Source organism: Rhizobacter sp. P3_C12 (assembly GCF_056402735.1).
Genome location: NZ_JBFUGW010000017.1, coordinates 17,976 through 43,837 on the forward strand (window position 1 = coordinate 17,976; position 25,862 = coordinate 43,837).

Annotated in this window: 27 protein-coding genes, 1 pseudogene and 1 riboswitch; of the genes and pseudogenes, 22 read left to right on the forward strand and 6 right to left on the reverse strand. The window is 70.7% G+C overall.

Features of this window, described 5'->3' with window-relative positions; genetic code table 11:
• Nucleotide 1 precedes the first annotated feature (1 nt).
• Together AC1DXV_RS05090 and AC1DXV_RS05095 are read right to left on the reverse strand one after the other, a co-directional pair.
• Entirely contained in the window at nucleotides 2-538 is a 537-nt protein-coding gene (locus AC1DXV_RS05090; protein ID WP_477871225.1) for a pyridoxamine 5'-phosphate oxidase family protein, read from the reverse strand.
• A 117-nt stretch (nucleotides 539-655) separates the two neighbouring features.
• A complete protein-coding gene (locus tag AC1DXV_RS05095; protein ID WP_477932717.1) occupies nucleotides 656-1,132 on the reverse strand; it encodes an OmpA family protein in 477 nt (158 codons plus the stop codon).
• 43 nt (nucleotides 1,133-1,175) lie between these two features.
• Here AC1DXV_RS05095 and AC1DXV_RS05100 point away from each other — a divergent pair, with 43 nt between their 5' ends.
• Nucleotides 1,176-1,799 (forward strand): gamma-glutamylcyclotransferase, encoded by a 624-nt coding sequence (locus AC1DXV_RS05100; protein WP_477932719.1) that lies wholly within the window; start codon nucleotides 1,176-1,178, stop codon nucleotides 1,797-1,799.
• Here AC1DXV_RS05100 and AC1DXV_RS05105 read toward each other — a convergent pair.
• Nucleotides 1,796-2,428, reverse strand: coding sequence for a nucleotidyltransferase family protein (locus AC1DXV_RS05105; protein ID WP_477932721.1), 633 nt, complete (start codon nucleotides 2,426-2,428; stop codon nucleotides 1,796-1,798). The two genes, AC1DXV_RS05100 and AC1DXV_RS05105, sit on opposite strands and share 4 nt — an antisense overlap.
• A 159-nt stretch (nucleotides 2,429-2,587) precedes the next feature.
• On the opposite strand from AC1DXV_RS05105, the gene pdxH reads away from it, so the two are divergent.
• Nucleotides 2,588-3,223: a pyridoxamine 5'-phosphate oxidase gene (gene pdxH / locus AC1DXV_RS05110; RefSeq protein ID WP_477871384.1), complete on the forward strand. Its 636-nt coding sequence runs from the start codon at nucleotides 2,588-2,590 to the stop codon at nucleotides 3,221-3,223.
• Here the strand turns inward: pdxH and AC1DXV_RS05115 are convergent.
• Nucleotides 3,175-6,216 carry a PAS domain-containing protein gene (locus AC1DXV_RS05115; protein ID WP_477932723.1) on the reverse strand — a complete coding sequence of 1,014 codons (3,042 nt, stop codon included), beginning with the start codon at nucleotides 6,214-6,216 and terminating at the stop codon, nucleotides 3,175-3,177. The genes pdxH and AC1DXV_RS05115 overlap by 49 nt on opposite strands.
• A 39-nt stretch (nucleotides 6,217-6,255) precedes the next feature.
• Nucleotides 6,256-6,804, reverse strand: coding sequence for a peptide-methionine (S)-S-oxide reductase MsrA (msrA, locus tag AC1DXV_RS05120; protein ID WP_477870620.1), 549 nt, complete (start codon nucleotides 6,802-6,804; stop codon nucleotides 6,256-6,258).
• 229 nt (nucleotides 6,805-7,033) lie between these two features.
• Between msrA and AC1DXV_RS05125 the strand changes: the two genes are divergently transcribed.
• Complete coding sequence (locus tag AC1DXV_RS05125; RefSeq protein WP_477932725.1) at nucleotides 7,034-7,843, forward strand: YdcF family protein; 810 nt, start codon at nucleotides 7,034-7,036, stop codon at nucleotides 7,841-7,843.
• Between the two features lie 306 nt (nucleotides 7,844-8,149).
• Here AC1DXV_RS05125 and AC1DXV_RS05130 read toward each other — a convergent pair whose 3' ends face one another.
• Entirely contained in the window at nucleotides 8,150-9,706 is a 1,557-nt protein-coding gene (locus tag AC1DXV_RS05130; protein ID WP_477870624.1) for a UbiD family decarboxylase, read from the reverse strand.
• A gap of 268 nt (nucleotides 9,707-9,974) precedes the next feature.
• On the opposite strand from AC1DXV_RS05130, the gene AC1DXV_RS05135 reads away from it, so the two are divergent.
• The 19 genes and pseudogenes from AC1DXV_RS05135 to AC1DXV_RS05225 form a co-directional block, all read left to right on the forward strand.
• Entirely contained in the window at nucleotides 9,975-10,904 is a 930-nt protein-coding gene (locus tag AC1DXV_RS05135; RefSeq protein ID WP_477874443.1) for a lytic transglycosylase domain-containing protein, read from the forward strand.
• A 24-nt stretch (nucleotides 10,905-10,928) separates the two neighbouring features.
• Nucleotides 10,929-11,068, forward strand: a riboswitch (ZMP/ZTP riboswitch).
• A 64-nt stretch (nucleotides 11,069-11,132) separates the two neighbouring features.
• The gene (gene glyA, locus AC1DXV_RS05140) at nucleotides 11,133-12,386 is read left to right on the forward strand and encodes a serine hydroxymethyltransferase (protein ID WP_477873763.1); all 1,254 of its coding nucleotides are present in this window, start codon (nucleotides 11,133-11,135) and stop codon (nucleotides 12,384-12,386) included.
• A 29-nt stretch (nucleotides 12,387-12,415) separates the two neighbouring features.
• The gene (gene nrdR / locus AC1DXV_RS05145; RefSeq protein ID WP_047504593.1) at nucleotides 12,416-12,859 is read left to right on the forward strand and encodes a transcriptional regulator NrdR; all 444 of its coding nucleotides are present in this window, start codon (nucleotides 12,416-12,418) and stop codon (nucleotides 12,857-12,859) included.
• Nucleotides 12,860-13,017: 158 nt separating this feature from the next.
• Entirely contained in the window at nucleotides 13,018-13,563 is a 546-nt protein-coding gene (locus tag AC1DXV_RS05150; RefSeq protein ID WP_477932727.1) for a GspH/FimT family pseudopilin, read from the forward strand.
• A gap of 10 nt (nucleotides 13,564-13,573) precedes the next feature.
• Entirely contained in the window at nucleotides 13,574-14,230 is a 657-nt protein-coding gene (locus tag AC1DXV_RS05155; protein WP_477873526.1) for a PulJ/GspJ family protein, read from the forward strand.
• Nucleotides 14,231-14,286: 56 nt separating this feature from the next.
• On the forward strand, nucleotides 14,287-15,507 hold the full coding sequence (locus tag AC1DXV_RS05160) for a hypothetical protein (protein WP_477932729.1): 1,221 nt from the start codon (nucleotides 14,287-14,289) through the stop codon (nucleotides 15,505-15,507).
• Nucleotides 15,507-16,598, forward strand: a complete 1,092-nt coding sequence (locus AC1DXV_RS05165; protein ID WP_477932731.1) for a hypothetical protein — start codon at nucleotides 15,507-15,509, stop codon at nucleotides 16,596-16,598. Before AC1DXV_RS05160 ends, AC1DXV_RS05165 begins: the two co-directional genes overlap by 1 nt.
• Nucleotides 16,599-16,606: 8 nt before the next feature.
• Nucleotides 16,607-17,749: a bifunctional diaminohydroxyphosphoribosylaminopyrimidine deaminase/5-amino-6-(5-phosphoribosylamino)uracil reductase RibD gene (ribD, locus tag AC1DXV_RS05170; protein ID WP_477867705.1), complete on the forward strand. Its 1,143-nt coding sequence runs from the start codon at nucleotides 16,607-16,609 to the stop codon at nucleotides 17,747-17,749.
• 17 nt (nucleotides 17,750-17,766) lie between these two features.
• The gene (locus AC1DXV_RS05175; protein ID WP_477867703.1) at nucleotides 17,767-18,381 is read left to right on the forward strand and encodes a riboflavin synthase; all 615 of its coding nucleotides are present in this window, start codon (nucleotides 17,767-17,769) and stop codon (nucleotides 18,379-18,381) included.
• Between the two features lie 106 nt (nucleotides 18,382-18,487).
• Nucleotides 18,488-19,585 carry a bifunctional 3,4-dihydroxy-2-butanone-4-phosphate synthase/GTP cyclohydrolase II gene (ribBA, locus tag AC1DXV_RS05180; protein WP_477867701.1) on the forward strand — a complete coding sequence of 366 codons (1,098 nt, stop codon included), beginning with the start codon at nucleotides 18,488-18,490 and terminating at the stop codon, nucleotides 19,583-19,585.
• A gap of 18 nt (nucleotides 19,586-19,603) precedes the next feature.
• A complete protein-coding gene (gene ribH, locus AC1DXV_RS05185) occupies nucleotides 19,604-20,068 on the forward strand; it encodes a 6,7-dimethyl-8-ribityllumazine synthase (RefSeq protein WP_477867699.1) in 465 nt (154 codons plus the stop codon).
• Entirely contained in the window at nucleotides 20,065-20,589 is a 525-nt protein-coding gene (gene nusB, locus AC1DXV_RS05190) for a transcription antitermination factor NusB (protein WP_477867697.1), read from the forward strand. The genes ribH and nusB overlap by 4 nt, the downstream gene beginning before the upstream one ends.
• Nucleotides 20,590-20,606: 17 nt before the next feature.
• Entirely contained in the window at nucleotides 20,607-21,791 is a 1,185-nt protein-coding gene (locus AC1DXV_RS05195; RefSeq protein WP_477867695.1) for a pyridoxal phosphate-dependent aminotransferase, read from the forward strand.
• 184 nt (nucleotides 21,792-21,975) lie between these two features.
• A complete protein-coding gene (locus tag AC1DXV_RS05200; protein ID WP_477932733.1) occupies nucleotides 21,976-23,652 on the forward strand; it encodes a serine/threonine-protein kinase in 1,677 nt (558 codons plus the stop codon).
• Nucleotides 23,649-24,035 carry a TssQ family T6SS-associated lipoprotein gene (locus AC1DXV_RS05205; RefSeq protein ID WP_477873547.1) on the forward strand — a complete coding sequence of 129 codons (387 nt, stop codon included), beginning with the start codon at nucleotides 23,649-23,651 and terminating at the stop codon, nucleotides 24,033-24,035. Before AC1DXV_RS05200 ends, AC1DXV_RS05205 begins: the two co-directional genes overlap by 4 nt.
• Before the next feature lie 58 nt (nucleotides 24,036-24,093).
• Nucleotides 24,094-24,504 carry a tol-pal system-associated acyl-CoA thioesterase gene (gene ybgC, locus AC1DXV_RS05210; protein WP_047504625.1) on the forward strand — a complete coding sequence of 137 codons (411 nt, stop codon included), beginning with the start codon at nucleotides 24,094-24,096 and terminating at the stop codon, nucleotides 24,502-24,504.
• The gene (gene tolQ, locus AC1DXV_RS05215; RefSeq protein WP_477873548.1) at nucleotides 24,501-25,223 is read left to right on the forward strand and encodes a protein TolQ; all 723 of its coding nucleotides are present in this window, start codon (nucleotides 24,501-24,503) and stop codon (nucleotides 25,221-25,223) included. The genes ybgC and tolQ overlap by 4 nt, the downstream gene beginning before the upstream one ends.
• Nucleotides 25,223-25,648: an ExbD/TolR family protein gene (locus AC1DXV_RS05220; protein WP_477932735.1), complete on the forward strand. Its 426-nt coding sequence runs from the start codon at nucleotides 25,223-25,225 to the stop codon at nucleotides 25,646-25,648. The genes tolQ and AC1DXV_RS05220 overlap by 1 nt, the downstream gene beginning before the upstream one ends.
• A pseudogene (locus AC1DXV_RS05225) lies at nucleotides 25,648-25,862 on the forward strand (hypothetical protein); the annotation flags it as partial. The gene AC1DXV_RS05220 and the pseudogene AC1DXV_RS05225, both read left to right, overlap by 1 nt.

A 25,862-nucleotide genomic window follows, 5' to 3' on the forward strand; every position in this document is an offset into this window, starting at 1 on the left:
ATCAATCGCCGATGAGCGAGCGCTGGTGCGAGACCGGCGGGCGCGACGGGTTGCTGACGACCTCGTGCTCGCCCAGGCCGATCGGCCGGCCGGCGACGGCCGAGGCGGCCATCGCGAGCAGGCGGATCATCCGGCTGCTGTTCGCGTCCCAGTACTCGGCGATGTCGGTGTCGACGCGCAGCAGCACCAGGTCCGGGTCGTCCTTGCCCTGCGGGAACCACGGCTTCGCGGCGGCGGTCCAGAGTTCGTCGATGCGGGCGCGGTCGTTGACGATCGCGGCATGGCCGCTGATCGACACGTAGGTCGCGTCGTCTTCATCGGTGAACGCGAGGTTCACACGGTCGAGCTGGTGCACCTTGGCCGAGCGCTCGCTGGTGAAGAACCAGAAGCTGCCGTCGCGGTCGACCTCGAGCGCGGCCATCGGGCGGCCGAGCAGCCGGCCATCGGCCGACTGGGTGGTCAGCATCGCGATGTCGATGCCCTCCACCAGGTCGACGATCTTCTTCAGGTTCTCGTGACGTTGCGGATGGATCTTCATGCTGCAGCCCCTGCTTGAACGGATTCGTTCGAGCTTAGGCTGCCGCAGTGGCAGCCCCTATCGGCGAGGGCCGCCACGGCATGTGCGCGATGTCCTACCCGGGCATCGCGAGGGCTGCTATTGCAGGCGCAGTTCGACGCGCCGCGCCGCCTTCGGGTCGCCGTCGCCGGTGGTCACGGCCGGCTTGCTGAGCTGCAGGTGGTCGGCGGTGACGCCGTTCGCCTCCAGCGCATGCTGCACGCGTTGCGCGCGGCGTTTCGCCAGATCGGCGTTCGCGGCGGCGTCGCCGCTCGCATCGTGGAAGCCGGAGATCAGCACGGTGCCACCGCTCGAGCGGGCCGCCTCGGCGACGCGGTTCAGCACGTCGATGGCATCGGCCGGCAGGCTGTCCTGGCCGACCTCGAAGTAGATGCGCTCGGCCGCGGAGGTCTCGGCCCCCGCTGGGGCCGTGGCCGTGGCGGAGGGGCCGGCAGCCTTCGGCGCATGCAGCACGCGCGACGCGGCCAGCCCGATGACCCCGGCCACCACCAGCGCCACCACGAAGGCCACTGCGCCCAGCGCGTACTTCTGCACGTCATCGTCTTGGTCACTCATCGCAAGCTCCCGGCTGAAGAAAATTCATTCTAGAGTGTCGTCCATGCTCGATTCAGTGATCGATACCGGCCTGGCGCCCGTGCGCGACCCCGCGAAACTGCTGGCCGACGTGCATTCCCGCTGGGGCGGCCGCGACGACCTGTGGATCTTCGGCTACGCGTCGCTGATCTGGCGCCCCGAGTTCGAAGCCGCCGAGCAGCGGCCGGCCCAGGTGCACGGCTGGCACCGCGCGCTCGAGATGCGCTCGCGCATCAACCGCGGCACGCCCGAATGCCCGGGCCTGGTGTTCGCGCTGGTGGCCGGCGGCTCGTGCCGCGGCATGGTCTACCGCATCGAGCGCGAGCGCGTCGACGACGAGCTGCCGAGGCTGTGGGCGCGCGAGATGCCGACCGGCGTCTACGATGCCCGCTGGCTGCCGTGCCGCACGCCGCAAGGGCCGGTGAGCGCGCTCGGCTTCACGCTCAGCCGCAGCAGCCCGAACTACACCGGCACGCTGAGCGACGAGCACCTGCTCGGCGTGCTGCGCAGCGCCTGCGGGCGCTACGGCACGACGCTCGACTACCTGATGGAAACGGCGCGCTCGCTGCGCCAGTGCGGCATCCGGGACCGCGGCATCGAGCGGCTGGTGGCGCTGGTCGAGCGGCACGCGTTGACGACAACCGGCTAGCGGGAGTCGCCGAACAAGGCTGGGCTGTAGGCGGCCCGCACGCGATCGAGATCGCCCTCGTTGTCGACATCCATCAGCACGCCGGAATCGTCGACATCGACCGCCTGCGCCGGATAGCGCGCCACCAGCCGGCGCGCGCCTTCGTCGCCGGTCAGCATCACCAGCTCGGTGTAGAGTTCGGCCGCAAAACCCACCGGATGTCCGCGCCGGCCCCGGTACTGCGCATAGCTCACGGCATGGTGGTCGAGCTGCTGCGCCACCGCGAGCAGCGTCGCCGGCTGCACCATCGGCATGTCGCCCGGCAGCACCAGCCAGCCGGAGGCATCGGAGCAGGCCGCGACGCCCGACGCGATCGAGAAACCCATGCCCAGGCGCTGCGCGCTGACCGGCGAGCCCGATCCGACCGACGGCAGCATCACGATGTCGCGCGTCGCGACATGCGAGGCCGCTTCCTCGGCCAGCACCTCGGTGGCGACGACGATCACCGCCAGGTGCGTCGCGAGCGCATGCCGAAGCGTCGTCCCGAGAACGCTCGATGCACCGAGGCTCTGCGTGAGCTTGTGTTGCGTGCCGCCGAAACGGGAACCCAGTCCCGCGGCGAGCACGACGATCGCCGGCCGCGCCTTCATGAGGCCATCCCTTTCATTGTTGTTCGTCATGGCAGCCGGCGCATCACCGCACGCAAGCCCTTGGTTGCAAGAATGGAATCGTTTGCTTTCGGCGCCTAGTGGGGCGTTCACTTAAGGCATTCCCCGCAGGTATTTTGTTCCCTGCGGGATACTTCGGACATGACCGACATCGCCGACCTCCGCAAAAGCTACGAACGCGCCGAACTCGACGAGAACGCCTCGCGCAGCGACCCGCTGGAGCAGTTCGGCCTGTGGTTCCAGCAGGCCCTCGATGCGAAGCTGCCCGAGCCGAACGCGATGACCCTCGCGACGGTCGGTGCCGACCAGCGCCCGTCGACGCGCATCGTGCTGATCAAGGGCTTCGATGCGCGCGGCCTCGTCTGGTACACCAACTACGACAGCCGCAAGGGCCGCGAACTGGCGGGCCATGCGTGGGCCGCGCTGCAGTTCCACTGGGTCGAGCTGGAGCGCGTGGTGCGCATCGAAGGCCGCGTCGAACGCACCAGCGAGGCCGAGTCGGATGCGTACTTCCAGTCGCGCCCGCTCGATTCGCGGCTGGGCGCCTGGGCGTCGCCGCAGAGCGAGGTGATCGGCTCGCGCGCGGTGCTGGTGGCCAATGCCGCGAAGGCCGCCGCGCGCTACGCGTTGAACCCGCCGCGCCCGCCGCACTGGGGCGGCTTCCGCCTCGTGCCGGACAGCTGGGAGTTCTGGCAGGGCCGCAAGTCGCGCTTGCACGATCGCCTGCGCTACCGGCTGGCCGAAGGCAACTGGCTGCGCGAGCGCCTTGCGCCCTGATCGGCACCCGGCCGGCGCGCCTGCGCCAGCCGGTGCAGCGCGGCGAGGAAGGCCTTGAAGTCGATCGGCTTGGTCCAGTAGTCGTCGAAGCCCGCCTCGCGCGCCCGCGAGACGTCTTCCGGCATCGCATTGGCCGACAGCGCGACGATCGTCAGGCCGGCCAGCTCGGGATCGGCCCGCAGGCGGCGCAGCACCTCGGTGCCGTCGATGTCGGGCAGCTGCATGTCGACCAGCACCACGTCGGGCCGCGCATGTTGCGCGAGCCGCACGCCCGACACGCCGTCCACCGCCACGGCGAGCTCCACGTGCGCATGGTTCGCGAGCAGCTCCTGCACCAGCAGCACGTTGACCGGGTTGTCCTCGATGTAGAGCAGGCGCAGCGGCGCGGCCGCTGTCGCTGTCGTGGAGACCGGGGCGGCCTCAGCCGACGCGGGAACGGCCTGCTGCGCAGGCTCCGCCGCGGTACCGGCGGCCGCCCGCAGCACGATGCGGAACACGCTGCCGCGGCCGGGCTCGCTCTCGACACCGATCTCGCCGCGCATCAGCTTGACCAGGTGGTGCACGATGGCCAGCCCGATGCCGGTGCCCTGGATCGCCTCGCGCTCCGCGCCCAGGCGGTTGAACGGCTCGAACAGGTGGCGCCGCTGCGCGGCCGACATGCCCCGGCCGTCGTCGCGCACCGTGATCGCCCAGGCCGGACCACCCTGCCAGGCCCCGCGCTCGACCGCCAGCCACACATGGCCGCCGGCACGGTTGTACTTGATGGCATTGCTCATCAGGTTGGCGATCACCTGGCGCACCCGCCGCGGGTCGCCCAGCACCTGGGCCGTCGTCGCCTCGGCCTGCACGCTGACGCCGGCCGCGTCGGCCTGCAGCCGGGTCCATTGCAGCACGTCGTGCAGCGCGGCCTGCAGCGGCACGGCCTCGTGGGCGAGCGGCATGCCGCTCGACTCGATCGACGCGAGGTCGAGCACGTCGTCGATCAGCGCCAGCAGGTGCTGGCCGGCCGAGCGGATGCGCTCCACCCGCTCGGCCTGCGGCGGGCTCAGCGGATCGCCGGCGTCGGCCGACAGCAGTTGCGCGAAGCCGAGCACCGCGTTGAGCGGCGTGCGCAGCTCATGGCTCATGCGGGCCAGGAACTCGCTCTTGGCGCGGCTGGCCTGCTCGGCGGCGGCCTTGTCGCGCAGCGCCTGCTCGGCGCGCTTGCGCTCGGTGATGTCCCAGTTCACGCCGAGGAAGCGTTCGGGCCGGCCCTGCGCGTCGTGCTGCACATGGCCGCGCGTGGCCAGCCAGCGCACCGAGCCGTCGGGCCAGACCACGCGGAACTCGTGCTCGAGCTCGCCGCCCTCGCGCACCGCCTCGTCCATCTTGCGCTGCAGCTCGGCCACGTCGTCGGGGTGGCGCGAGCCGTCGCGCAGCTCGTTCGCGCCGAGCGGTCCGTCGGGGCGGTGGCCGCGCAGCCGGAACATCTGCGCATCCCATTGCGAGGCTTGCGAGCGCAGGTCGCGCTCCCAGGTGCCGATGCCGGCCGATTCGGCGGCGAGCATCGTGCGCTCCTGCACGCGCCGCAGCTGCGCCCGGGTGCTGTGCAGCTCGGTGATGTCGATGTTGACGCCGAAGGCCATCAGCCGGCCGTTGACGCGCTCGCGCCGCGACCAGGCGGACACCCAGCGCACCTCGCCGTCGTCGGCCCGGCGGATGCGGAACTCCGACTGCAACCCCTGCTGCGAGCCGCGCTCGGCGATCTCGTCGTGCGACTGCATCGCCGCGCGGTCGTCCGGGTGCACCAGCTCCTGCATCCAGCGCTCCTCGCTGGGCACGCCGTCCTGCGGGCGCACGCCATAGATGCGGAACATCTGTTCGTTCCACTCGCCCTGCCCCGCCTCGATGTCGACCGTCCAGATACCGACCCCCGCGGCGTTGGTGACCATGTCGATGCGGCGCGCGAAGGCCTGCGCCTGCTCGCGCTCGGCGATCTGCGCACTGCGGTCGAGCGAGACGCCGGACAGCGCGATCGCACGCCCCTGCTCGTCGCGCTCGGCGACGCGGCGCGTCAGCAGGTGGCGATAGCTGCCATCGCCGTTCAGGTAGCGCGCCTCGACATCGACGACGCGGTGCGTCGCGATCGCCTCGTCGGCAGCGCGCAGCACGGCGGCGCGGTCGTCGGGGTGGATGGTCGAGCGCATGTACTCCAGCGTCAGGCCGTCGGGCGGGCGCGGGATGCCCATCACCTGGTAGCCCCAGTCGTTGAAGTAGATGCGCTGCGTCGCCAGGTCGATGCGCCACACCGACACCGAGGCCAGCGTGACCGCGCGGTTCAGCTTGGCGCTGAGCGCCTCGATCTCGCGCAGGCGCGTCGTGCCCTCGGTGTCGTCGAGCAGGATGCCGGTCATGCGCACCGGCCGGCCCTGCGGGCCGGGATGCACTTCGCAGAGCGAGTGGAACTCCTTGACCTGGCCGTCCGGCAGCACGAGGCGGAACCAGGTCTCGTAGCGGCCCGGCGCTTCGCCGAAGCGCCGGTGCTCGCGGCGGAAGCGGTCGCGGTCGTCCGGGTGGACGCGCTCGCTCGCCTGGTCGAAGTTCGGCACGCCGCCGGCCGGGTCGAAGCCGCACAGGCGGAACATGTGGGTGTCCCAGCGGCCCTCGCCGGTGCGCAGGTCGCGCTCCCAGGCGCCGGTGCGTCCGAACTGCTCGATCAGCGCGAGCCGCGCCGCATCGGCCGACGGCAGCACCAGCCAGGCGAGCCAGCCGCTGTCGAGCCAGACGGAGTTCCAGTCGATCTCGAGCGACGAGCCCGGGAACGCAACCCGCCCGCGCCCGCTGGGCTCGGGGTGGCGCAGCGTGGCCACCAGTTCGCGGGCCAGCGCCTGCCAGCCTGCGTCGGCGATGCCGTGGTCGGACGCCCACCGCGCCGCGGCGGCATTGACCTTCCACCGCCCGTCGGCCCACAGCCGCAAGGCCGGGGCCGGCGAAGAAAGCCACAGGGTGTCCATGGGGGGGCAAGTGTACTGACTGCCCCCTCGCTCGACCCGCTACTCGGGCCGCACCTTGCTGGCGAAGGTCTTGCGGAACTTCTCGACCTTCGGCGCGACGACGAACGCGCAGTAGCCCTGCCCCGGGTGCTGCGCGAAGTAATGCTGGTGGTAGTCCTCCGCGCGCGAGTAGTCGGCCAGCGGCAGCACCTCGGTGACGATCGGGCTCTTGCAGGTGCCGCTCGCCACCATCTCGGCGATCACCTCGCGGGCCACGCGCTCATGCTCCGGCGACTCGACATAGATGCCCGAGCGGTACTGCGTGCCGACGTCGTTGCCCTGGCGGTTCAGCGTCGTCGGGTCGTGCACGACGAAGAAGATCTCCAGCACCTCGCGCAGCGTGATCTGCGCCGGGTCGAAGCTGACCCGCACCACCTCCACCGCACCGGTGTCGCCGCTGCACACCTGCTCGTAGCTCGGATTGCGCACCCGGCCGTTGCTGTAGCCGGACTCGACGCCGGTGACGCCCAGCACCCGCTCGTACACCGCCTCGACGCACCAGAAGCAGCCGCCGCCCAGCGTGATGGTTTGGATGGAAGTCGTGTTCATGAGATCTCCTTGGACAGCCCAGATGACTGCGAGCGCGCAGTTTGCAAGGCAGGCGGACTCGGTCGTGCCGCAGCGTGCATCCTGACAACGGCGACTGGCAACGGTGCCAGGGCGGGCCGGGGAGTGTGAACGATTCACGCCTGTGAGCGCTGACTCGCCGGCACAATCCAGCCGCCATGCCGGCGCTGCCTGCCCGGCCTTCGTCCACCTTTCCCCCCGGAACCAGCGCATGAACAGCCTGCTGACCCTGCTCGGCATCGAATCCTGGAAGCCCATCCTGAGCGCACTCGTGCTGCCGCCGGTGCCGCTGCTGCTGCTGGTGCTGATCGGCGCCCGGCTGATCCTGCCGCGCCGCGGCCTCGGCTGGCTGGTGATCCTGCTGGCCACGCTGGGGCTGTGGTTCAGCGCCTGCAGCGGCACCGCGCAGTTCCTCACCCAGGTCGCGCTGAAGGTACCGCCGGCGCTGACCCGCGAACAGATCGCCGAGCTGAAGGCGGCGGCGCAGGCGAAGCAGCCGATCGCGATCGTCGTGCTCGGCGGCGGGCAGGAGGCGCTGGCGCCGGAGTACGGCGTGGCCAACCTCAATTCCTTTTCGCTGGAGCGCCTGCGCTACGGCCTGTGGCTCGGCCGCGAAACCGGCCTGCCGGTCGCCTTCAGCGGCGGGCTCGGCTGGTCGCAGCCCGATGGCCAGCCGGAGGCGCAGACGGCGGCGCGCATCGCGGCCCAGGATTTCAACCACCCGCTGAAATGGGTCGAGGACCAGTCGAAGGACACCCGCGAGAACGCCGCCCGCAGCGTCGCGTTGCTGAAGCCGGCCGGCATCACGCAGATCGTGCTGGTGACGCACGGCTGGCACATGCCGCGCTCGGTGGCGATGTTCGAGGACGCAGCACGCGGCAGCATGAAGATCCAGCCGGCGCCGATGGGCCTGGCGGCCCGGGTCGACACCAAGTCGCTCGAATGGGTGCCGACGGCGCGCGGCTTCATGAACGTGCGCAACGCGCTGCACGAGTGGCTGGGCAGCCTGGTGCGCGCTTGAGCCACTCTCGTTGAACGCGCGGGCCGAGCGCCGGGCCGCTCCCAAGCCGGCCCGCTGCCCCCTCGGGGGGCGATTCCCGTACCCGGGATCGGGGGCCTCATAACGCGAAACCCCTCCCGACCTTGCGGTGGGAGGGGCGGGCAACTGACGTTGCCAAATCGGGGCTCCGGAGGAAGTGGGTCCAGGGCTCCTGGTGCGCAGGGACTGCGCCGGTGAGGTTGCCTGCATGCAGGCCCACCAAACTTAGACGACGCTCGGCGGTGATTCAAGGCCGCATTCGAGGAATCGGCGTCGAATTGGTAACTGTCAGCGCGCCGCCATCACGCCGGCGACGATCTGCGCCACCTTCTGCTCCACCTCGGCGTCCATGCGGATGCTGCGCCCCCATTCACGCACCGTCTCGCCCGGCCACTTGTTGGTGGCATCCAGCCCCATCTTGCCGCCCAGCCCGCTGACCGGCGACGCGAAATCGAGGTAGTCGATCGGCGTGTTCTCGACCAGCGTCGTGTCGCGCACCGGGTCCATGCGGGTCGTGATCGCCCAGATCACCTCCTGCCAGTTGCGGATGTCGACATCGTCGTCGGTCACGACGATGAACTTCGTGTACATGAAYTGGCGCAGGAAGCTCCAGATGCCGAACATCAGCCGCTTCGCATGGCCGGGATAGCTCTTGCGGATGCTGACGATGGCCATCCGGTAGCTGCAGCCTTCGGGCGGCAGGTAGAAGTCGACGATCTCCGGAAACTGCTTCTGCAGGATCGGCACGAACACCTCGTTCAGCGCCACGCCCAGCACCGCCGGCTCGTCGGGCGGCTTGCCGGTGTAGGTGGAGTGGTAGATCGGATCGCGCCGGCGCGTCAGCCGGTCGATGCGGAACACCGGGAACCAGTCCTGCTCGTTGTAATAGCCGGTGTGGTCGCCGAACGGCCCTTCGAGCGCATGCAGGTAGCCGCCGACCTCCTTCAGCGGCACGCCGTGCTCGCTGGTGCCGGTGAAGCCGGCCGGCACGACCGGGATGTGGCCTTCCAGCACGATCTCGGCGCCGGCCGGCGCCTGCAGCATCCAGCCCGGCTCGCCGACCGCGGTGTCGACCACCTCGGTGCGGCTGCCGCGCAACAGCCCGGCGAACTGGTATTCGGACAGGCTGTCCGGCACCGGCGTCACGGCGCCGAGGATGGTCGCCGGATCGGCGCCGAGCGCCACCGCGATCGGGAACGGCCGGCCCGGGTTGGCGAGCGCGAAATCGCGGAAGTCCAGCGCCCCGCCGCGGTGGGCCAGCCAGCGCATGATGACTTCGTTGCGGCCGATCACCTGCTGGCGGTAGATGCCCAGGTTCTGGCGGCGGCGAGCCGTCGGCGAAGCCTGCGGGCCGCGTGTGATCACCAGACCCCACGTGATCAGGGGCCCCGCATCCAGGGGCCAGCAGGTCTGCACCGGCAACTCGCCCAGATCGACCTCGCTGCCTTGCAGGATCTCCTGCTGGCACGGCGCCGAGCGGACCGCAGCCGGCTTCATGTCCCACAGCGCCTTGACCATTTGTAACAAGCGGCCGGTATCCTTCAGGCCCTTCGGCGGCTCGGGCTCCTTCAGGCTGGCCAGCACCCGACCCACGTCGCGCAGCTCGCTCACCTCGGTGGCGCCCATGCCCTGGGCGACCCGCCGAGGCGTTCCGAACAGGTTCGTCAAGGCCGAAATTTTGTAACCGGCGGGGCGTTCGAACCACAGCGCCGGACCGCCGGCACGCAGCACGGAGTCGCTGATCGCTGTCATTTCGAGCCGCGCGGAGACTGGTTCGGCGATGCGTTTGAGCTCGCCGGCCCGCTCCAGGCCCGCCATGAAGTCCCTCAGGTCACGGTATTTCATGCAATTTAGTTATTAAGAACAGCATCCTTATCCTTGACTGGTTATGAATCCAGTTCCTAGAATTCGCGACACCTTGAGAACTGATCAGGGTAAACCCGCAGAGCACACGAGGTGCTCGCGGGGACCACGCTGCCGACGAGCAAGCCGACGGAGCGGTTCCGGAGACTCCCGGAGTCGATCCGCGGTCGATTATCACCGTCACCTCTCGCACCCCCCGGGCCCCGTGCCGCGGCGGGTGGAGGCGCCAGACGGACTGACAAGGAGTGACATGACGACAGCGCTTCAACAATGGATCGCGGGATTTCAGGACGCCCGCCACACCGCCGCTCGGTCGAGCGCGGTCTTTCTGCGTGACGTGGGTCACGGCCTGCTGGAAGTGAGCCACAACGGCCTGGCCCTGCTGGGGCTCGCCATCGTCGCGATCGTGCTGTTCATGGGCAGCCGCGCCGACCTGCGCCATGTCGCCGAGAGCCGCGCGCTCGACTGGCTGCGGGCGCGCCACGATGCCCGCGTCGAGGGCACCGCCCAGGCGCTGACCGACCTGGTCGAGCCCGATGCCGTGAGCCGTGCCACCGCGACCGACCCCCGGGACCTGACCAAGCAGCAGGCCGCCGTCGCGCTGTGGATCTCGCGCCGCTACCGCGTCGCCCCCGAGCCCGTCAGCCGGCTCGTGAAGGAAGCCTGGGCCGTCGGCAGCAAGTCCGGGCTCGACCCGACGCTGATCCTCGCGATCATGGCGATCGAGTCCAGCTTCAACCCCTTCGCCCAGAGCTCGGTCGGCGCGCAGGGCCTGATGCAGGTCATGACCCGCGTGCACGACGACAAGTACGAAGCCTTCGGCGGCAACCATGCGGCCTTCGACCCGGTGACGAACCTGCGGGTCGGCGCGCTGGTGCTGAAGGAATGCATCACGCGCGCCGGCGGTGTCGAGGCCGGGCTGCGCTTCTACGTGGGTGCCGCCAACCTGAACGACGACGGCGGCTACGCCGGCAAGGTGCTGGCCGAGCGCGAGCACCTGCGCATGGTGGCCGACGGCAAATCGGTGCCGGTGTTCGCACCGCTGGTGGTGCCGACGCCGGTCGCGCTGCCGAGCACGCCGCTGCAGGCCGAGCCGGCCGTCGTCGAGCCGACACCGGTCTCGGCGGCTCCCATCGCCTCCCAAGCCCAGACGACGCACCAGGTGGCCTCGCTGCGCTGAGCCGGCAGGGCCCGCGGTACACTCCGCGGGCTGCGCAACTGGCGATGGGGCCCGGGATGTCACGATCAGCGTGACGCCCGCCGGCCTGAGGTGGTGAACCACCGGGAAGCGCAGCCGGTTCCGGGTTTCCGGCACCGGTTCAGCCGTTCGCCTGGGCAGCCCCGTGGCCATGTGAGTCCGCCTCGCATGATCCGCCCCGGGGTCTTCTGTTGAAGAGGACTGCCAGCCATGTTCGACCGCACCCACTCCACCGTCGCCCAGGTGGACCCCGAGCTCTTCGCCGCGATCCAGAGCGAGAACCAGCGCCAGGAAGATCACATCGAGCTGATCGCCTCGGAGAACTACGCCTCGCCGGCCGTGATGGCCGCTCAGGGCAGCCAGCTGACCAACAAGTACGCCGAGGGCTACCCCGGCAAGCGCTATTACGGCGGCTGCGAGTACGTCGACATCGTCGAGCAGCTCGCGATCGACCGCATCAAGCAGATCTACGGCGCGGCCTACGCCAACGTGCAGCCCAACTCCGGCTCGCAGGCCAACCAGGCGGTGTTCTTCGGCCTGCTGCAGCCGGGCGACACCATCATGGGCATGAGCCTCGCCGAAGGCGGCCACCTGACCCATGGCATGGCGCTGAACATGAGCGGCAAGTGGTTCAAGGTCGTCAGCTACGGCCTGAACGCGAAGGAAGAGATCGACTACGACGCGATGGAGCGGCTCGCCCACGAGCACAAGCCCAAGCTGATCATCGCGGGCGCCTCGGCCTACAGCCTTCGCATCGATTTCGAGCGCTTCGCCAAGGTCGCGAAGGCGGTCGGCGCGTACTTCATGGTCGACATGGCGCACTACGCCGGCCTGATCGCCGCGGGCGTCTACCCGAACCCGGTGCCGCACGCCGACGTCGTCACCTCGACCACCCACAAGAGCCTGCGCGGCCCGCGCGGCGGCATCATCGTGATGAACGACGAAGCCATCGCGAAGAAGATCAACAGCGCGATCTTCCCCGGCATCCAGGGCGGCCCGCTGATGCACGTGATCGCCGCCAAGGCGGTGGCCTTCAAGGAAGCGCTGGCGCCCGAATTCAAGGTCTACCAGCAGCAGGTCGCGAAGAACGCGGTGGTGCTGGCCGAGACGCTGATCGAGCGCGGCCTGCGCATCGTCAGCGGCCGCACCGAGAGCCACGTGATGCTGGTCGACCTGCGCCCGAAGAACCTGACCGGCAAGGAAGCCGAGGCGCTGCTGGGCCGTGCCCACATGACCTGCAACAAGAACGGCATCCCGAACGACCCGCAGAAGCCGATGGTCACCAGCGGCATCCGCCTGGGCAGCCCGGCCTTCACGACGCGCGGCTTCAAGGAGGAGCAGGCGCGCGCCACCGCCCACCTGATCGCCGACGTGCTGGACAAGCCGAACGACGAGTCGGTGATCGAAGCGGTGAAGGCCAAGGTGGCCGCGCTGACGCGCGACTTCCCGGTGTACCGCGGATGATCGGCCTGCCGGTCACCGGCCGCTGAGCCGTGCGCTGCCCGTTCTGCAGTCACGAGGAAACGCAGGTCGTCGAGACGCGCGAGTCCGATGAAGGCGACGTCGTGCGCCGGCGCCGCCGCTGCCAGAGCTGCGACAAGCGCTTCACCACCTACGAGCGTGCCGAGATCGCGCTGCCGTCCGTCGTCAAGAAGGACGGCACGCGCGCCGATTTCGATGCCTCGAAGATCCGCGCCTCGATGACGCTGGCGCTGCGCAAGCGGCCGGTCAGCGTCGAGCAGATCGACGCGGCGATGGAGCGCATCCAGGACAAGCTGCTCAACAGCGGCTCCAAGGAAGTGCCCTCGACACGCCTGGGCGAACTGGTGATGCGCGAGCTCAAGCGCATCGACAAGGTCGCCTACGTGCGCTTCGCCTCGGTCTACCGCAGCTTCGAAGACGTCGATGAGTTCCGGCAGCTGATTCGGGACATCTGAACCCGTACATAGCACCCTAAACCTCGCGAAATCCCCCCAGACCCCCTCACGTACCGGTACATCCGAGGGTGGTCTTTGCCGCTTCTCCCCCCCTTGGGGGAGTGGCCGGCAGCGCGGCACTTCCTAAAGTCCGCGTCCGTTCATCAGGGGGAGCCCACATGCTTCAGCTTGCCAGGCCGCGATCGGCCGAGGGTTTCACGCTCGTCGAGTTGATGGTGTGCGTGGCGGTGTGCGCCGTGCTCGCGCTGATCGCAGCACCGAACCTGCAGCGCTGGATGGAACTGCGGCGGCTCGAAGGCGTCGCGAACGACCTCGCGGCCGACCTGCGGCTGGCCCGCAGCGAGGCCATCGACCGCAACCAGACCGTGCGCATCGGCTTTCGCGGCGTGACGACAGCGTCGAACTGTTACGTCGTCTATGTCGGAGCGATCGATGCGTGCCGTTGCACGTCACACGACGAGGCGGCCTGCGACGCCGGCGGTCACGCGATCCGCCACGTCGCGCTRCAGGCCGTGCAGCAGCTCAGCCTGCAGGCCAATGTCCCGACGATGAGCTTCGACGCGCAGCACGGCACCAGCACGCCGGCTGCCACGCTGCGGTTGGCCAGCGCGTCGGGCCTCGCGATCCAGCATGTCGTCAACCTGCTCGGCCGCGTGCGCAGTTGCTCGCCGCAGGGCGCGGTGGCGGGCTACCGTGTCTGCTGAAGGGGTGACGATGGCCTCCACCTCATCCTTGCCGCAGCAGCGCGGCTTCACGCTCGTCGAGTTGATGGCGGGCCTGGCGATCGGCCTGGCGGTCGTCGCGCTGGCGCTGGGCCTGCTGGCGTTCCAGTTGCAGGACACCCGCCGCCAACTGGCCGACCTGCGCCTCACGCACGACCTGCAGACGATCGCCGAGGTGATCTCGCGCGACCTGGCCCGCGCCGGCCATCGGGTGCCGGCCGGTGCCGCAGCCGTGGCCGGCTCGGCCGACCCCGCCATCGCACTCGCCGAGGGTGGTGACGGCCTGAGCATCGACTACGCCGCCACGCCGGCCGCCGGCACCACCCCGAGCCGCTTCGGCTACCGGCTGCGCAGCGGCGTCGTCGAGATGGCGTTCGGTGGCGGGCGCTGGCAGGCCCTCAGCGACGCGACATCGATGCGGGTCACGCGGCTGGAGTTCACGCCCGACATCCGACGCATCGACCTGCGGGATTTCTGCAGCCGCTCCTGCGATGCCGGTACCTGCCCCTACCAGCTGCAACGCCAGGTCCGCATCCGCTTGCAGGCCCTGGCCACCGATCAAGCTCCCGCGGCCGGCGGCGCGATGCGCGAGGCCCTGGTCGAAGCCCGCGTGCGCAATGACGCCGTGGTCGGCGGGTGTCCGGGATGAGCCCGCCGGACCGCTCCAAGGGCGAATACCGGAGTGCGCAGCACGAAGGTACTCCAGTGATCCGCCGATTGCGCGGCCGCGGCGCGGCTTCGGGTCAATCCGGTGCGGTGGCGCTGATCCTGGTGCTGGTGGTCGGCGTGGCCCTCACGCTGGCCGCGACATATGCCCTCCGCGTGGCATGGCAGGAGCTGAAAGCCTCCGGCAACCGCATGCGCGCCGCCCAGGCCGCGGAAGCGGCGGAGTCGGGGCTCGCRTGGGCATTGGCCCGGCTCAACGACGAACGCCCCGTCGACGCCACCTGCCGCCCCGCTGCCGAGGGAACGGCCTTCCGCGAGCGCTACCAGGGGACGCCCGCCATGCCGTCCTGCTCGTCCATCGAGGGGGCCTGGTCATGCCGCTGCCCACCGGCCGACGGCAGCAGCGCCGACATCGAAGCCGATGCCGCCCGCCAGGTCTTCGCGCTGCGGCTGAGCAGCGCCGCCTCGGGTGTCACCACGGTCGAGTCGATCGGCTGCAGTGGCGCCGCCGCCGCCTGCCTGGCACCTGCGGGCGCGGGTGCCCCCCCGGCGGCCCACGTCACGCGGACCTGGGCCGACGTGGCCCGCATCCCGGCCATCGACGTCCGGCCGGTCGCGGCCGTCACGGCGCGAGGCTCCGTGCAGCTGCGTGGCGAGCCGACCGTCGTGCACCACGGGATCGCGAGCGGCGGCCTCACGCTGCACGCCGGCGCCGAAGCCGACCCGGGCGACGCCAGGCTGATCGGCCCACCCGGTGCACCAGCGCTGTCGACCATCGCCGGCGCCGATGCGGTGCTCGCCTCGCTCGACGCGGCGCAGTTCTTCGCCAGCGTCTTCCGGATGAACCGCACGACATGGCAGGCCCAGCCCGTGGCGCGCTTCGTGACCTGCACGACGCCCTGCGACGCCGAGGTCTCCCGACAGCTCGCGCCGCCCGGGTCGGCAACCCTGCTCTGGCTCGACGGCGGCCTGCGGCTGGACGGCGCCACCGAGCTCGGCTCGCCCACGCGACCGGTGCTGCTGATCGTCGACGGCGCCGTGCACCTGCGCGGGCCGGCGCGCATCCACGGCGTGCTGTACCTGCGCAGCGCCGAATGGCGCGACGAAGCCGGGGCCACGCTGCACGGTGCCCTGCTGGCCGAGAACGATCTGCGGCTGTCCGGGCCGACCCGCATCGAGCACGACGGCGCCGTCATCGAACACCTGCAGATGTGCTGCGGCACCTGGGCCCGCGTGCCCGGCAGCTGGCGCGACTTCTGATGCACAGCACCTTCAGGGCGCCACCCGCCGCCCGGGTGGCCGCCGGCGCCGCCCTGCTCGAAGCGCTGCTTGCGTTGCTGCTGGTGTCGCTGCTGTCGGCGGCGTTGCTGCACCAGCAGGACGCACTGCGCCATGCCCGCACCGCGGCCCGGCAGCGGATCGATGCACTTCAGCTCGCACGGCGGGAGTTCGATCGCCTGCGCGGCCCGGCCGCATCGTCACCGGCCGCCACGACGCCGGTGCCGTTCGAGCTCAGCCACAGCGAGCAATCCGCGGCGCCCGAAGCATCCGAGGCGCCCGCCCTGCGCGACCTCAGCGTCGTCGTGAGCTGGCGCCACCCCGCCGGCGGCCTGCATCGCGTGCAGCTGGATGCCCGCGTACCGCGTGCCTCGCCGGTCTACGACGCCGTGCTGGGCCTCGCCCCGCAAGACATCGCGATCGCCCGGCCGCTCGGGCGGGCACCGGACATCCCGTTCGAATCGATCTCGATCACCCCCGACCGAAGCCTCTGGCAACCCGGCGGGCCGGGTGCGGCGGGCTGGGTGTTCGGCGATGCGGACGGGGTGATCGTCGCGCGCTGCAGCGCTGCACCGTCCGGCTGCGAAGCCGCGAGCGGCACCCTGCTGAGCGGCCACCTGCGCTTCTCGGCCAGCGCGCCGCCGGACCCCGCCACGCCGGGCGACCCGCTGCTGCCGCTGGGCGTCGTCCTCGCGCTCGACGGCCCGCCGGCGCGGACCGTCCGCTGCACCATCCAGCCCGTCGCCAGCGCCGGTGCGCGCTTCGTCCGCTACGGCTGCGTGGTGCCCGATCCACCGGCCGCCGGCTGGTCCGGCCGGGTCGAGATCGAACCGCTCGGCTGGAGCGTGGGCACGCGCGCCGGCAGCCAGCGCGTGTGCCGCTACAGCGCCGACCTCGACGGCAGCGGCGCGATCGACCGCAACGACGAGCACCCCGCCCGCTACACCGCGGTGCACGGCGCGCTGCGCCAGCAGAACTACCTGCTGGTGCGCGGCGACCAGCCCTGCCCGGACGGCAGCGCCATCGCGACGCACAATGACGCCCTGCTGGACACCGTGCAGCACCAACCCTGATCCGTCCGATGCCGCCCACCGAGTCCCCGAACGCCGCGGCGTTCACGCCCGCCGACCACGCCGCGATGCGCGAAGCACTTGCGCTGGCCGAGCACGCGATCGGCCTGACCGACCCGAACCCGCGCGTCGGCTGCGTGATCCTCGACGCGCACGGCCAGGTGATCGGGCGCGGGCACACGCAGCAGGCCGGCGGGCCGCATGCCGAGGTGATGGCCTTGCGCGATGCCGCCGCGCGCGGTCATGCGACGCCGGGCGCAACCGCCTATGTCACGCTGGAACCGTGCTCGCACCACGGCCGCACGCCGCCGTGCTGCGATGCGCTGCTGGCCGCCGGCATCGCGCGCGTCGTCTGCGCCATCGCCGATCCGAACCCGCTGGTGGCGGGCCAGGGCCTGGCGCGGCTGCGGGCGCAGGGCGTGCAGGTCGAATCCGGACTGCTGGGCGAAGCGGCGCGCGAGCTCAACATCGGCTTCTTCTCGCGCATGGTGCGCGGGCGGCCATGGGTGCGCCTGAAGGCCGCGACCTCGCTCGACGGCCGCACCGCATTGAACAACGGCGCCAGCCAGTGGATCACCGGCGAGGCCGCGCGCACCGACGGCCACGCCTGGCGCAAGCGCGCCGGCGCGGTGCTGACCGGCGTCGGCACCGTGCTCGACGACAACCCCCGGCTGGATGTGCGGCTGGTCGAGACCGCGCGGCAACCGCTGCGCGTCGTCATCGATTCGCGGCTCGACATGCCCCCCACCGCGCGCATCCTCGACGCGCCCGGCCAGGTGCTGGTCTATGCCGCGGCACCCGAGGCAGCCCGCGTCGACACGCTCGCAGCGACCGGCGCCGAGGTGATCCTGCGCCCCGGCCCGACCGGCAAAGTCGACCTGCCGGCGGTGCTGGCCGACCTGGCACAGCGCGGCATCAACGAGCTGCACGTCGAGGCCGGCCACAAGCTGAACGGCTCGTTCGTGCGCGAGGGGCTGGTCGACGAGTACCTCGTGTACCTCGCGCCGAAGCTGCTCGGGGCCGGCCGCGACCTGGCCGCCTTCGGCCCGCTCGAGCGGCTGGACGACGCGGCCGCGCTGCGCTTCCACGCGGTCGACCGCATCGGCGACGACCTGCGGGTGATCGCCCGCCCGCCAGCACGGGAAATGTTCTGACTGAGAGAATCACGCCCATGTTCACCGGCATCATCTCCGGCCTCGGCCGCATCGAATCCGTCCGCCCGCTCGGCGCCGACGCCTCCCACGGCCTGCAACTGACGCTGCATGCCCCCGACCGCTACCTCGACGACGTGCAGCTCGGCGACAGCATCTCGCTGAACGGCGCCTGCATGACGGTGACCACCTTCGACGCCGCCGCGGCCCGCTTCACGATCGACATCTCGGCCGAGAGCCTGGACAAGACCGCCGGCCTGTCGCAGCCCGGCCCGGTCAACCTCGAGAAGGCGCTGCGGGCGCACGACCGGCTGGGCGGCCACCTGGTCAGCGGCCACGTCGACGGCATCGGCCGCGTGACGCATTTCGCGCCGGTCGGCGAATCGTGGGAGCTGCGCGTGCTGGCTTCGGCGCACATCGGCCGCTTCCTGGCCTACAAGGGTTCGGTCGCGGTGAACGGCGTCAGCCTGACGGTCAACCGCGTCGACGACCGCCCGGACGGCTGCGAGTTCAGCATCAACCTGATCCCGCACACGATCGAGAACACGACGCTGGGCACACTGGCGGCCGGTTCGAGCGTCAACCTCGAGATCGACCTGATCGCCCGCTACGTCGAGCGCATGCTGGGGAAATAGCGCCCCCACGTCGCTTCGCTCCTGCCCCCCGAGGGGGCGCCTCCCCTCGGCCCGGCAAAGCCGGATCCGGGGGAGTTGCTCGATCCCGCCCGCCTACAATCCGCGGATGCCCATTTCCCCCGTACCTGAACTGATCGCCGAGCTCGCCGCCGGCCGCATGGTCATCCTCGTCGACGAGGAAGACCGCGAAAACGAAGGCGACCTGGTGCTCGCGGCCGACCACGTGACGCCCGAGGCGATCAACTTCATGGCGCGCTTCGGCCGCGGCCTGATCTGCCTGACCCTCCCCCGCGAGCGCTGCGAGCGCCTGCAGCTGCCGCCGATGGCCACCCGCAACGGCACCCGCCACGGCACCGCGTTCACCGTCTCGATCGAAGCCGCCACCGGCGTTTCCACCGGCATCTCGGCCGCCGACCGCGCCCGCACCGTGCAGGCCGCCGTCGCGCGCGATGCGCAGGCCGCCGACCTGGTGCAGCCCGGCCACATCTTCCCGCTGCAAGCGCAGGATGGCGGCGTGCTGATGCGCGCCGGCCACACCGAGGCCGGCTGCGACCTCGCGGCGATGGCCGGCCTGAGCCCCACCTCGGTGATCTGCGAGATCATGAAGGACGACGGCACGATGGCGCGCCTGCCGGACCTGGAGGTCTTCGCGCTGGAACACGGCCTGAAGATCGGCACCATCGCCGACCTGATCGGCTACCGCAGCCGCAACGAGAGCCTGATCGAACGCATCGGCCAGCGCACGCTGACCACCGCACAGGGCGATTTCGACTGCACCGCCTTCAGCGACCGCACCGGCGGCCTGCACCTGGCGCTGAGCCACGGCCGCATCGACACGAGCGACGAGGTGCTGGTGCGCGTGCACGAGCCGCTGTCGGTGATGGACCTGCTCGACACCGGTGCCTGCAGCCACTCGTGGCCGCTGCACAAGGCGCTTGCCACGCTGCAGGCCAGCGCGCGCGGCGTCGCGGTGCTGCTGAACTGCGGCGAGGACGTGCTGTCGCTGCTGTCGCACTGGCAGGAAACCCCGGCGGCGCCGGCGCGCGCCCGCGCGCAGATGGACCTGCGCACCTACGGCATCGGCGCCCAGATCCTGCGCGAGCTGGGCGTCACGAAGATGAAGCTGCTGGGCAGCCCGCGCCGCATGCCGAGCATGACCGGCTACGGCCTCGAGGTCACCGGCTTCGTCGCCCCCGAACACTGAACGACCGACTGGATTGACATGCAAGCAGCAGACAAGGGCCAGGCGGCCGACCTGGACGGCACCGACCTGCGCATCGGCATCGTGCAGGCGCGCTTCAACGACAAGCTGACGCAGGCGCTGGCCGACGCCTGCATCGCCGAGCTGAACACGCTGGGCGTCGCCGCCAAGCACATCAAGCACGTGACGGTGCCCGGCGCCCTGGAGGTGCCGCTGGCGCTGAACGCGATGGCCGCGAGCGACCGCTACGACGCGCTGGTCGCGCTCGGCTGCATCGTCCGCGGCGAGACCTACCACTTCGAACTCGTGTCCAACGAGAGCGGCGCCGGCGTCACGCGCGTCGCGCTCGACCACGAGATCCCGATCGCCAACGCCATCCTGACCGTCGAGGACGAGGCCCAGGCCTGGGCCCGCGTCGAAGAAAAAGGCCGTGACGCCGCACGCGTCGCCGTCGAGATGGCCAACCTGCTGGAAGACCTGACGTGAGCGAGACCGAACCGAAGAAGCCGGCGGCCGATGCCGCACCGGCGGCGAAGAAGCCCGCGGGCAAGGGGGGCAAGCCGCAGCCCAAATCGTCGCGCCGCCGCTCGCGCGAAGCCGCGCTGCAAGGCCTGTACGAGTGGCTGCTGTCCGGCGCCGAGGTCGGCGTGGTCGATGCCCACATGCGCGAGCAGGAAGGCTTCGACAAGGTCGATGCGGCGCACTTCGATGCGCTGCTGCACGGCTGCATCGCCGAAGCCGCCGACCTCGACGCGGTGCTCTCGCGCCACGTCGACCGCAAGACCACCGAGCTGTCGCCGATCGAGCACGGCGTGCTGATGATCGGCGCCTACGAGCTGAAGCACTGCATCGACATCCCGTACAAGGTCGCGATCAACGAGGCGGTCGAGCTGGCCAAGAGCTTCGGCGGCACCGACGGCCACAAGTACGTGAACGGCGTGCTCGACAAGGCGGCGCTCGACCTGCGCCCGGTCGAGGTGGCGGCGTTCCGCGCCCAGCGACGCTGACCCGGCGCGATGCCGCCATGAAGCTCGCCGGCCGCCTGGACCACATCGAGCCCTTCTACGTGATGGAGTGCGCGAAGGCGGCGGTCGAGCTGTCGCGCACCGCCGCCTGCGACCCCGCGCAGGGCGGCCGGCCGATGATCTTCCTGAACATCGGCGAGCCCGATTTCACCGCGCCGCCGCTGGTGCAGCAGGCCGCGCGCGAATGCCTGGAGCGCGGCAGCACGCAGTACACGCAGGCCACCGGCCTGCCGGCCTTGCGCGAGCGGCTGAGCCGCTGGTACGCCGAGCGCTTCCAGGTCGACATCGCACCCGAACGCATCGTGATCACCGCCGGCGCGTCGGCCGCGCTGCAGCTCGCCTGCCTGGCGCTCGTCGAGCGCGGCGACGAGGTGCTGATGCCCGACCCCAGCTACCCGTGCAACCGCCACTTCGTGGCCGCCGCCGATGGCGTCGCGCGGCTGTTGCCGGCCTCGCCCGAGCACCGCTTCCAGCCGGATGCCGCCACCGTGCAATCGGCCTGGACGGCCGCGACGCGCGGCGTGCTGCTCGCCTCGCCGTCGAACCCGACCGGCACCTCGATCGCGTTCGACGAGATGGGGCGCATCGTGCAGGCGGTGCGCGAGCGCGGCGGCTTCACGATGGTCGACGAGATCTACCTCGGCCTGAGCTTCGACGATGCGTTCGGCCACACCGCGCTCGCGCATGGCGACGACGTGATCTCGATCAACAGCTTCTCGAAGTACTTCAGCATGACCGGCTGGCGGCTCGGCTGGCTGGTGCTGCCGCCGGAACTGGTGGCACCGATCGAGCGCCTCGCGCAGAACCTCTACATCTGCCCGTCGTCGCTCGCGCAGCAGGCGGCGCTGGCCTGCTTCGAGCCGGCCTCGATCGCCGAGTTCGAGCGCCGCCGCGCCGAGTTCCGCGCGCGCCGCGATTTCCTGGTGCCGGCGCTGCAGGCGATGGGCCTGCGCGTGCCGGTGTTGCCTGACGGCGCGTTCTACGCCTGGGCCGATTGCTCGGCACATGCCGACAGCAGCTGGGACTTCTGCTTCCGCCTGATGCGCGAGGCGCAGGTGGCGATCACGCCGGGCCGCGATTTCGGGCCGCATGCGGCCGATCGCTACATCCGCCTGTCGTATGCGAGCTCGATGGCGCATCTGCAGGATGCGGTGCAGCGCCTGCAGCAATTGCTGTCCCCGTAGTCGTCATCTTTTGCCGTCGTTTTTGCTGTCGGTTTTGGGTTGAACCCCCTGCACCATCTCGTCGACTTTCGCAAGCGCATGTTACGAATGCACAGAACGCGGGGTTTTTTACTGCCAGGGCCTGATGCGCTTGCACTAAGCTGCGTGCGTGGTGGACAACCGTGCCACGAACCCAATCCGCCTCATGCCCGGCCCTGTTCCTGATCCATCCTCCGACCTTGCCAACTCGGCGCCGGGTGCGCCGAAGTGGGGCGACACCGATCTCGGGCTGCCCGCACAACCGGCCGCCACCTTCTCGACCACGGTGCCGCCGATGGGCGGTGCCGACCAGATGCCGACCATCGGCCACATCGGCCGGTACGCGCTCAAGTACCGCATCGGCGAAGGCGGCCTCGGCGTGGTCTATGCCGCGCACGACCCGCTGCTGTCGCGCCTGATCGCGATCAAGACCCTGAACCTCGAGATCTCCGCCGAGCAGCGCGATGCGTTCAATGCGCTGTTCCTGAACGAGGCCCGCGCGGCCGGCGGCCTGAGCCACCCGCACATCGTCACGGTGTTCGATGCCGGCGCGAGCGAGCAAGGCGCCTACATCGCGATGGAGCTGCTGAAGGGCCGCGACCTGCGCCAGCTGCGCCAGGAAGGCTGGCGGCCGTCGCCGCACCAGGCCGCGCTGATCGTGCGCCGCGTCGCCGACGCGCTCGCCTATGCGCACTCGAAGGGCGTGGTGCACCGCGACATCAAGCCGGCCAACATCTTCATGGTCGGGCGCACGCAGCCGCGCGTGCTCGATTTCGGCATCGCCCGCATCGCGCACCAGCACGATGCGAACGGCGAGGACATCGTCGGCGGCTCGCCCTACTACATGTCGCCCGAGCAGGTGCGCCAGCAGCCGGTGGACCGCCGCTGCGACGTGTTCTCGCTCGGCGTCGTGCTCTACGAACTGCTGGCCGACGTGCGGCCGTTCCGCGGCGGCTCGCTGGCCGAGATCACCCGCGCCGTCGCCGAGTACAACCCGCCGACCGCGCACCAGGTCAACAGCAGCGTGCCGAAGGCCTTGTCCGAGATCGCCGCCCGGGCGATGGAGAAGAACCCCGACGACCGCTATCGCTCGGCGCGTGCGTTGTCGCGCGAGCTGCGCCACTGGCTCGAGGAGCATCCGCAGGACGGCGACGGCACCGACGAGTCCGCCGAGCAACCCACCGGGCGCCACCGCCTGGCCTGGGGCCTGGTGGTCGCCGCCGGCATCGGAATCGCTGCCGCCGCGTGGTGGACGCTGATGTCGCCGCGCTCCAGCGAGCTGACGGTCGCCGCGCCACGCGCAGCGTCGGCCGTGGTCGTCGCGGCCGCACCGCCGGTGCCGGCCCCTGCACCAGAACCCGCCGCAGCCTCGCAGCCGGCCGCCGGAGCCGCGAGCGCCGCCGACCCCGCCGGCTCCGCTCCAGCGACCGCCGCCGGTGCCTCGGCCCCAGTGAACATCGCAGCGGCCATGCTGCCGGCGGCCGTGGCCGCCGCACCCGAGCCGGTGCTGGCCGCCGCCTCGGGCAACGACGCCCCCCGCAAGGCACCGGTGCCGCCGAAGGAAACCCTGAAGGAACGCCGTGCCCGCGAGGCCCGCGAGCGTGCTGCCGCGACGGCGCCGGTCGTCGCTGCCACCGGCATCGTGCGGCTGGCCATCAGCCCGTGGGGCCAGGTCGAGGTCGACGGCAGGTCGGTCGGCACCGCACCGCCGCTGAACGAGCTGACGCTGTCCGAGGGCCGCCATGTCGTGACGATTCGCAACGACGACTTTCCGCCGTACAGTTCGACGGTCAACGTCGTGCCGGGCCAACCGGTCAACCTCAAATACCGATTCGGATCATGAGACTGTTTCCCGTTGTCATGGTGGCTGCAACCTTGCTTGCCACCGGCTGCGCGCTGACCCAGCCCCCGCCGGTCGGCCTGCTCGACGTCACCTCGCGGCCGGCCGAACGGGCGCTGCAGGCCGGCATCCGCGCCTATGAAGACGGCCAGTACCCCGAGGCCGAGAAGCAGCTGAACTTGGCGCTGTCGACCGGCCTGGTGTCGCCGCGCGACCGCGCCGCGGCCCACAAGCAGCTCGCGTTCATCTACTGCACCAGCAGCCGCACCAGCGACTGCGAGGCGGCGTTCCGCGCCGCGCGCCACGCCGACCCGGCCTTCGCGCTGAACAAGTCGGAACAAGGTCACCCCGTCTGGGGGCCGGTCTACAAGCGCGTGCAGCCATAATCGGCGCCGCATGGCGCGAACCGCGCCGTGCAGCCCCGCGGCCTGCTGTTCGCGCCCCATGACGTCCACCGAAGCTCCCGCCTTCCTCCATCCGCTGCGCATCTACTGGGAAGACACCGACGCCGGCGGCGTGGTGTTCTATGCCAACTACCTGAAATTCTTCGAGCGTGCACGCACCGAATGGCTGCGCTCGCTCGGCTTCCACCAGGAGCGCATGCGCACCGAAGGCGGCGCGATGTTCGTCGTCGCCGACACCCGCGTGCGCTACCTGAGCCCGGCCCGGCTCGACGACCTGCTGGAAGTCAGCGTGCGTGTGGTCGAATCGGGGCGTGCGAGCATCCGGCTCGCGCAGGCGGCCTGCCGTGGCGGGCAGACGCTGGCCGAGGGCGAGATCCGCATCGGCTGCGTGGACACCGGAACCTTCAAGCCGCGCCGCATTCCCAACGACATCCTCGACGCCATCGCATGAACCAAGACTTCTCCATCATCAGCCTCGTCCTGCATGCCAGCTTCGTGGTTCAGCTCGTGATGGCCGGGCTGCTGCTCGTGTCGCTCGGCAGCTGGACGGTGATCTTCGGCAAGCTGTTCGGCCTGCGCCGCGTGCGCACGATGAACGATGACTTCGAGCGCGAATTCTGGGCCGGCAAGAACCTGAACGACCTGTTCAGCGCCGCCTCGCAGAAGGCACACAGCGCGCCGCTGGAGCGCATCTTCGCGTCGGGCATGCGCGAGTTCATGAAGCTGCGCGAGCGGCGCGTGGTCGACGGCGGCGCGCTGCTCGACGGTTCGCGCCGCGCGATGCGCGCGAGCTTCCAGCGCGAGCTCGACGCGGTCGAATCGAACCTGTCCTTCCTCGCCTCGGTCGGTTCGGTGTCGCCGTACGTCGGGCTGTTCGGCACGGTGTGGGGGATCATGCACGCCTTCGTCGGGCTGTCGAACCTGCAGCAGGTGACGCTCGCGACGGTCGCGCCCGGCATCGCCGAGGCGCTGGTCGCCACCGCGATCGGGCTGTTCGCCGCGATCCCGGCGGTGATCGCCTACAACCGCTTCGCGCGTGACATCGACCGCATCGCGATCCAGCTGGAGACCTTCATCGAGGAGTTCTCCAACATCCTGCAGCGCAACGCGACGCAGCCGCTGCCCGCGACGGGCCCGGCAGGCGTGAGCGGCTCGGCAGGGGTGCGCTGATGCCTGCCGTCGCCGGCCGCGGCACGCGCCGCCGCACGATCGCCGAGATGAACATGGTGCCGTTCATCGACGTGATGCTGGTGCTGCTGATCATCTTCATGGTCAGCGCGCCGCTGATCACCACCGGCGTCGTCGACCTGCCGACCGTCGGCAGGAGCAAGCAGCAGCCGGAGCACGTGATCGAGGTCGTCGTCGGCAAGGACGAGAGCCTGAAGCTGCGCGTCGACGGCAAGGAGCCGTCGCCGCTGAAGCTCACCGCGCTGGCCGCCACCGTCAAGGAGGCGCAGGGCGGCAATGCACAGTCGCCGGTCGTGATCTCGGCCGACCGCCAGGTCAAGTACGAGGCGGTGGTGCGCGTGATGGACACGCTGCAGCGCGCCGGCGTGCTGCGCGTCGGGCTGTCGGTGAAGAACGTCGGAAGCTGATGAGCACCAGCTCCCTCCTGCACTTCCGCGAGCACGACGCGCTGCGGCCCGACAACGTCGACAGCGCCGGGGCCGGCTTCGTGTTCGCGGCCGGCGCGCACGTGCTGCTGATCACCGCGCTGGCCTTCGGCGTCAACTGGCAATCGAGCGAGCCGGTGGCGGCCTCGGCCGAGCTGTGGGCGGCCGTGCCGCAGGTGGCGGCGCCGCGGGCGGT

Bases quoted from the DNA above. Each gene is read 5' to 3' on its own strand.
- AC1DXV_RS05105 (WP_477932721.1), bottom strand. From the start codon at position 2,428: ATGAAGGCGCGGCCGGCGATCGTCGTGCTCGCCGCGGGACTGGGTTCC.
- AC1DXV_RS05125 (WP_477932725.1), top strand. From the start codon at position 7,034: ATGAACAGCCTGCTGACCCTGCTCGGCATCGAATCCTGGAAGCCCATC.
- AC1DXV_RS05195 (WP_477867695.1), top strand. From the start codon at position 20,607: ATGAAGCTCGCCGGCCGCCTGGACCACATCGAGCCCTTCTACGTGATG.
- AC1DXV_RS05155 (WP_477873526.1), top strand. From the start codon at position 13,574: ATGGCCTCCACCTCATCCTTGCCGCAGCAGCGCGGCTTCACGCTCGTC.
- ribD (WP_477867705.1), top strand. From the start codon at position 16,607: ATGCCGCCCACCGAGTCCCCGAACGCCGCGGCGTTCACGCCCGCCGAC.
- AC1DXV_RS05100 (WP_477932719.1), top strand. From the start codon at position 1,176: ATGCTCGATTCAGTGATCGATACCGGCCTGGCGCCCGTGCGCGACCCC.
- ribH (WP_477867699.1), top strand. From the start codon at position 19,604: ATGCAAGCAGCAGACAAGGGCCAGGCGGCCGACCTGGACGGCACCGAC.
- msrA (WP_477870620.1), bottom strand. From the start codon at position 6,804: ATGAACACGACTTCCATCCAAACCATCACGCTGGGCGGCGGCTGCTTC.
- AC1DXV_RS05175 (WP_477867703.1), top strand. From the start codon at position 17,767: ATGTTCACCGGCATCATCTCCGGCCTCGGCCGCATCGAATCCGTCCGC.
- AC1DXV_RS05205 (WP_477873547.1), top strand. From the start codon at position 23,649: ATGAGACTGTTTCCCGTTGTCATGGTGGCTGCAACCTTGCTTGCCACC.
- AC1DXV_RS05135 (WP_477874443.1), top strand. From the start codon at position 9,975: ATGACGACAGCGCTTCAACAATGGATCGCGGGATTTCAGGACGCCCGC.
- AC1DXV_RS05115 (WP_477932723.1), bottom strand. From the start codon at position 6,216: ATGGACACCCTGTGGCTTTCTTCGCCGGCCCCGGCCTTGCGGCTGTGG.
- ybgC (WP_047504625.1), top strand. From the start codon at position 24,094: ATGACGTCCACCGAAGCTCCCGCCTTCCTCCATCCGCTGCGCATCTAC.
- AC1DXV_RS05165 (WP_477932731.1), top strand. From the start codon at position 15,507: ATGCACAGCACCTTCAGGGCGCCACCCGCCGCCCGGGTGGCCGCCGGC.
- glyA (WP_477873763.1), top strand. From the start codon at position 11,133: ATGTTCGACCGCACCCACTCCACCGTCGCCCAGGTGGACCCCGAGCTC.
- AC1DXV_RS05200 (WP_477932733.1), top strand. From the start codon at position 21,976: ATGCCCGGCCCTGTTCCTGATCCATCCTCCGACCTTGCCAACTCGGCG.
- AC1DXV_RS05220 (WP_477932735.1), top strand. From the start codon at position 25,223: ATGCCTGCCGTCGCCGGCCGCGGCACGCGCCGCCGCACGATCGCCGAG.
- ribBA (WP_477867701.1), top strand. From the start codon at position 18,488: ATGCCCATTTCCCCCGTACCTGAACTGATCGCCGAGCTCGCCGCCGGC.
- AC1DXV_RS05095 (WP_477932717.1), bottom strand. From the start codon at position 1,132: ATGAGTGACCAAGACGATGACGTGCAGAAGTACGCGCTGGGCGCAGTG.
- pdxH (WP_477871384.1), top strand. From the start codon at position 2,588: ATGACCGACATCGCCGACCTCCGCAAAAGCTACGAACGCGCCGAACTC.
- tolQ (WP_477873548.1), top strand. From the start codon at position 24,501: ATGAACCAAGACTTCTCCATCATCAGCCTCGTCCTGCATGCCAGCTTC.
- AC1DXV_RS05090 (WP_477871225.1), bottom strand. From the start codon at position 538: ATGAAGATCCATCCGCAACGTCACGAGAACCTGAAGAAGATCGTCGAC.